This window comes from Oligoflexus sp., from assembly GCF_035638955.1.
GTDB lineage: Bacteria > Bdellovibrionota_B > Oligoflexia > Oligoflexales > Oligoflexaceae > Oligoflexus.
Genome location: NZ_DASQYZ010000494.1, coordinates 1 through 4,151 on the forward strand (window position 1 = coordinate 1; position 4,151 = coordinate 4,151).

Sequence of the window (4,151 nt, forward strand, 5' to 3'; positions counted from 1 at the left end):
ATCCATGTATGTGCTTGGATAGAAAAGTACACTAAACTCTTTTTATGACTGTCTCAAAATAGCTGATTTATTCCGCTCGGCTTCGAAGTATAAGGGATTCACCGGATCCTGAGCGATGAGGATCAGCTTTTCAACTGACACATCCTGCGAAGAGCTGACGAGTTTGATGGTATTCTCGCCAGCCTTCAGGGCATGCAATCCCGCATCAGCCTCCCGATAGCTATAGGCCCTGGGCCAGGTATAGGTACCTGTATCTTGATCGTTGATCGACACGCGGACAATCGCATCCCCTGTATCCACAGCATACCGAACACGTAGTGCATAGATACCGGTCTTTGGAACAGTAACCGGAAAAACTCGTGATCCTTCGCTGGTCTGACTGCTGGACGTTGAGGTTGAGACATAGGCCGTCCGATTCAAGGGTCGATCATACAAAGCCCACTCGGCGATCTCGGGTTCCCCGTCGAGTTCCAGGCGATAGCTGGAATAGGAGTCACAGCTGATGAGCGCAAACGATCGAGTCTCTTGAGGGGAAAATCCTCCCACGGTTCGCGTGTCCAGAGTCACCCAATTTACGCCGTCGTGGGTCCCTAAAACGCGCCAGGACCGAAGCTGGGCTGCGTCCCATCCGGCGGTTATCGTATAGGCATTCACCGATGTGACGCTCGGATAGGTATAGGAAAGTTGGCGACTCTTCGTGACAGTTTGAATATCGCGATCAAAACTCTCTTTGGGGGTGCCAAGGCCAGCGGCTTCCATGCCGTGCACCCGTTGAGCATTCTCACCGCGCTCGTCAAACGATGGAGGGGTATCCCCGGGAGCCGTTCCCCAGGATGAGTGCGTGGACGGACCCAGGGCATAAACCAGCGTGTTGTGATCCCGGGAAAGGAGCTTCTCCAGCGGGAGCCATGTACTGCTGTGAGGTGTACCGTTAACATCGAGCGATTGAATATAAAGATTCCTGGTGTCTGCAGTGCCTGTTCGAATATCCAGGGTCCGCCCATCGCCTAGTGTGATCCGGGCATCCGGGAACAAAGGTGCATGAACAGAAAAGCCGGCGACGCCGGGAATTTCTGGATAAAGTCCCAGGGCCGCGAAAATATACCAGGCCGACATCGTTCCCAGATCGTCATTGCCGGGAAGCCCGTCTGGTTTGTTGGTGAATGCCTGCTCCCGAGTGCGACTGACGATTTCCTGGGTTTTCCACGGTTTTTGTAGCCAATTGTAATACCAGGGCATTCCTATCATGGGTTCATTACCTGCCCAATAATAAGGCTGATCAGTAGGCCAGCCGCTGGTGAGGATCTGAGAAAAGAAACGATCCAGCTGCGGTTCGATCGGGTGATGCTTTTGAGTTTGATTGAGGACGCCCGCAATATTATGCGGCACCATCAAGGACTGTTGGATGGCGTTGCCTTCCATATAACCTTCGGTGCCAGTCGGCGAAAAATGCGGGACCCAGTTGCCATTACGGTAGCGCTCCTGCATGAACCCAACCGCAGGGTTAAACAGATTCCGCCAGTTTTGGGATCGCCGCAGAAAGTAGTCATACTGAGCCTGATCACCCACCGCGGCACTCATCATGGCGACGGCGAAATCAGCGACAGCGTACTCGATGTTATAGGAAATGGAACCCCATTCGGTGCTTTCATGGGCCACATATCCCTTTTTGTAATCATCCTGGTGCCACCAGGCGCCACCATTGGGGCCGCAGGGCATTTGATTCATGGCAGTCTCGACCATTTTCTGATGAACGGCTTTGACATCGAAGTCCCTGGCCCCAAAGGCAAAGGCGCTCGCCATAAAAGGATCTGCAGGGTATCCGCACATGATTCCAGGAGCTGAGTTCAGGACACCAAAGATGGGGAGTCCACCGCCCTGGCATTGCTGCGAATCCAGCAGAAGCGAGCGCACCATATCGGATGTGACAGCCGGTTGAAGGAGCGCTTGAAGTTGGGGGATCGTTCGATAAACATCCCAGAGCGAGTAGTTCACATACTTATTGTGTCCAGGCTCAATGGCTTGAACCTTATCGTCCATGTCCATATACTGTCCATTGACGTCGTTGAAAATGTTGGGGTTCAAGGATGCATGATAAAGAGCGGTATAGAACATAACCCGCTGATCGTGGGTCCCCCCTTTTATTGCGATACGGCTGAGAATGGAATTCCAGGCGGATCTTGTCTTTTCTTTCAGTGCGGCCTGATTCCAATCGGATATCTCTGCTCGCAAATTTTCTTCAGCATTGGCGAGGCTCACATAAGAGATCCCGACCCGCATCTGGACGCGTTGCTGATGCCTGGTATCGAAACGCAGCCAGGCGGCAATGTCCTTTCCAACGGCCTCCTTGAGCCCATCCAGGCGCTCTTCGCCGCGCCAGAATCCAAAGCTGCTGAAGTCTTGATCGAACTCAGCCACAACATAGAGAGCATAACCATTGTCTGCTCCTGACCCAAAGGAATATCCGGAAATTTTTCGCTGGCTGGGATCAATCACGAAGCGGGATTCGTAGACCTCTCCAATCCGGCCGGTCGGATAAAGAACCATGGCAGCGTCACGACCCGCTGGAAAATGGAAGGAACCTATCCCACTCCGGGTCGTGACAGCCAGGTCCACATCGATACCTGTGTCATCCAAATGAACTTGATACTGACCGGGAGATGCCCGCTCGTTGGTGTGGGCAAAGTTAGAGGCATAAGCATACTTGTGATAAACAGGCGAGCGATCCAGCGGCCCGAATGTGGGCATGAAAGGCAAGTCCTGGCCATGCAGGCCTCCGGTTCCACTCACGCGGTAAAGACTGAAGCCGCGGATCTGTGTGTCCTCATAAAGATAGCCGCCGATGCGATCCCCTGTGTCGGGGCTCCATTGCAGCATTCCAAACGGGGCAACGGCTCCGGGATAGGTCGTGCCGTCTTTCGATGTGCCTATGAAAGGATTAACTAAAGATGTGTAGTCGATTTCTTCGGCATGGGTGATTGTGGCTGAAAACAAGGAGAAAAGCAGAAAGAAAAATTTCATGGCCGGCTCCCAGGAGTGGGTGTGCCGTTTTTCTATCACAGCTTGAGGTGTTTGTTAAATAAATTAACAATCTCTTATGTGAGCGGTCGCCAGTTCGTTTTCTATTTAACGACCAGGTCTAGCTTCAAGGCTATTGATCCGCAATAATTCCAAACATGAAGTTTCCTCACGACGTTGCCCACAAATCCAGATCCATGAGGTCAAGTCGATGAAATTGCTTGGTTTAACCGTAATAGCCTTGAACTCTCTGCTCTTAACATCCTGCTGGACCTGGTACTCAGACAACCCAAAATACAAGCCTGAGATCACTAATGCTTACCAATCGGCTCCAAGCAGTGCCGTCGCCCATCTGGGGCAATGGGTCGGGCAGATGTTTGATGCGAAACTGTCACTAGAAATTCTCGATGGAAAATGTCAAACGCCTACCATCTACTCAGACCTTGAATTTCAGATTCGTAAAAATGATACCGTGTTGATGAGACGGCAATTGGACAAGAAGTCGTTTGAGGCCAAAGTCTACCTTGAAAAAGCGGAATATCGTGCAGTGTTGATCTCGTTCGCGAGATCTGCAGTCATAGCTGACAAATCATTTTTGTTTGAAGGTAACGATAAGCGGATTTCACTTGATGTTAAGTGTCGGTGAAAGGAGTTCGATCTTCGGGATCAGGAATCGGAATTCATAGGCAATGATTGGTTGCAAAACCATCGAAAGTTATCCAACTCTTACGCGTCCTGTTATACCTAATAGGGATAATTAGGTTGTGCCCGATAAAAGATTCACTAAAGTAATGCCGCATTATCTTATTAAGGTAATATGGCTTTATCTTAACAACAAGTCTCTGTTTCTTCTATGTATTTCACCTACAAACCAGCTCGTAAGACAAGAGGCGCGACTCTTCCATGCGAGGGTTCCCCGCCATTTTCTTCCATTGATGCAGGCTTTTTACAAGTGGAAGGCCAAATTCGGCGGCCTGGAGGTATCTGAAGCGCAGAAGCTTCGGACTCTGGAAGACGAGAATCGTCGACTAAAACAAATTGTTGCTGACCAGGCACTCGATATCCAGGCCATCAAGTTCCTGCTCGAAAAAAAGTTCTAGGGCCTGACGATCAGCGCAAGGCCGTAGAGCTTC

Annotated in this window: 2 protein-coding genes and 1 pseudogene; 2 read left to right on the forward strand and 1 reads right to left on the reverse strand. The window is 50.8% G+C overall.

Annotated features, from left to right (window positions below; translation table 11 throughout):
• Nucleotides 1-42 precede the first annotated feature (42 nt).
• A complete protein-coding gene (locus tag VE954_RS40220) occupies nt 43-3,021 on the reverse strand; it encodes a GH92 family glycosyl hydrolase (RefSeq protein WP_324963850.1) in 2,979 nt (992 codons plus the stop codon).
• 208 nt (nt 3,022-3,229) lie between these two features.
• Between VE954_RS40220 and VE954_RS40225 the strand changes: the two genes are divergently transcribed.
• Entirely contained in the window at nt 3,230-3,664 is a 435-nt protein-coding gene (locus VE954_RS40225) for a hypothetical protein (RefSeq protein WP_324963852.1), read from the forward strand.
• Between the two features lie 298 nt (nt 3,665-3,962).
• Nucleotides 3,963-4,112 (forward strand): annotated as a pseudogene (locus VE954_RS40230) (transposase); the annotation flags it as partial.
• Nucleotides 4,113-4,151 lie beyond the last annotated feature (39 nt).